2 protein-coding genes are annotated in these 2,106 nt (G+C 60.9%); both read left to right on the forward strand.

The window, feature by feature from the left end:
• The coding region (locus HKN37_08565; GenBank protein NNE46698.1) for an NAD-dependent epimerase/dehydratase family protein at positions 1–818 on the forward strand (818 nt) is incomplete at its 5' end.
• A 45-nt stretch (positions 819–863) separates the two neighbouring features.
• A partial coding sequence (locus HKN37_08570) for an SLC13 family permease (GenBank protein NNE46699.1) occupies positions 864–2,106 on the forward strand: 1,243 nt, incomplete at its 3' end.

Genomic DNA, 2,106 nt, shown 5'->3' on the forward strand with positions numbered 1-2,106 from the left:
ACCTGGTTGGAAACAAGCACTTCCAATTCGTTCACCATGACGTGACGAATTTCGTGTATGTCGCCGGTGACGTCAATTACGTGCTGCACTTCGCGAGCCCTGCGTCACCGATCGATTATCTGGAGCTCCCGATTCAGACGCTCAAGGTCGGCGCTCTAGGCACGCACAACCTGCTCGGACTGGCCAAGGCCAAGGGGGCCCGGTTTCTGCTCGCCTCGACGAGTGAGGTTTACGGCGATCCGCTCGAGCATCCCCAGAACGAACTGTACTGGGGAAATGTGAACCCGATCGGAGTCAGAGGGGTGTACGACGAGGCCAAGAGGTTCGCGGAGTCGATTACCATGGCGTACCACCGGTATCACGGCGTCGAGACACGCATTGTGCGCATCTTCAATACGTACGGCCCACGTATGCGCAAACGCGACGGGCGTGTGGTGTCGAATTTTATCAATCAGGCCCTGGAGGGTAATCCGCTCACGGTGTACGGCGACGGATCGCAGACGCGGTCGTTTCAGTACGCGGACGATCTGGTTGAGGGGATTGTCAGGTTGCTGAATTCCGACGAGACCGACCCGGTGAACATTGGAAATCCGGACGAAACGACGATCCTGGAGTTCGCACGCGAGATCCAGGAGCTGACCGGTTCAGAAAGCGACATCGTCTTCGAGCCGCTACCGCTCGATGATCCGAAGATTCGTCAGCCGGACATCTCGAAGGCGAAGGCGGTGCTTGACTGGGGGCCGCAGGTCGATCGGCGTGAGGGCCTCCGTCGAACGATGGAGTACTTCAAGTCGCGAGAAGCGGTTGCCACCCGGTAGCCTGTACCGCCGGTTTCCGCCGAAGGTGTCACAGAGGTCGAACGCATGGATCCGATTGTTGAACTCGGGTGGCACGCCTGGTTGACGCTGGCGGTCATCCTCGGGATGGTGGTGGCACTCGCGAAGGATCTGGCGCGGCCGGACCTCGTCCTTCTGGGGAGTCTGGGAATCCTGCTGGTAGCGGGAATCGTGACCCCCATTCAAGCTTTCGCCGGGTTCTCGAACTCGGCTGTTCTGGCCGTCGGCGCGTTGTTCATTGTGGCGCAGGGGCTCCAGAGAACAGGGTCGTTGGGCTTTCTGGACGGGTTGCTGTTTGCCGAGTCTTCCAGACCGGTCGTTCATCTCCCGCGTCTGATGTTACCGACTTCGCTGCTGTCGGCGTTTCTGAACAACACGCCGATCGTCGCGATGGTGATGCCGCGGCTGCAGAGATGGGCTGAGCGAAAGGGTGTCTCGGCGTCGAAGGTGATGATTCCGCTGTCGTACGCCGCCATTCTGGGCGGCATGACCACACTGATCGGCACGTCAACGAACATTGTTGTGTCCGGACTGATGGAAACGGCCGGCATGGAGCCGATGGGCATGTTCGAGATCGCGTGGATCGGTGTGCCTGCTGCGCTCGTGATCGCGATATACTTCGCGCTCGGCGGCCACAGGCTCCTTCCGGACAGAGGGTCAGGTGTCGGGGCTGCCGACGACGGCCTGAGGGACTGCTTCTTCGAAGTGCGAGTGGCGGAGGGATCCGCCATTGTCGGAAAGACGGTTGAAGAAGCGGGCCTTCGGAATCTGGTCGACGCTTTCCTGGTCCACATCCGACGTGGCAAGCGGTTCATTCCCGTCCGCCCTCAGATGGTGTTGGAGACGGGCGACGTACTTTCTTTCACAGGCACAGTCGAGATGATTGATCGGCTGCTGGAGCGGCCCGGATTGGAGCGGGCGCTGCCGGCGCCGGAGTCGGGTGCAGGAGGATTCCTGCCGGTATTCGAGGCGGTCGTGTCGGACTCGTCCGCTCTCGTCGGACAAACGCTCCGCGAGTCCAGCTTTCGCGAGCGATATCGAGGGGTAGTCCTGGCCATCCAGCGAAAAAACGAACAACTTTCGGGATCGCTTGGCCGGATCCGAATTCGGCCGGGCGACCTGCTACTCATCGAGGCCGAGCCGAATTTCGCGCAGCGTTGGAACGCCACGAGGACGGACTTCTATCTGGTGGCCGCCAGGAAGGAGGATCGAGCTCTGCCGAGGAGTCGACGGGCGCCTGTGGCGCTGGTCATCTTGATCGGAATGGTGG

This window comes from Rhodothermales bacterium, assembly GCA_013002345.1.
GTDB lineage: Bacteria > Bacteroidota > Rhodothermia > Rhodothermales > JABDKH01 > JABDKH01.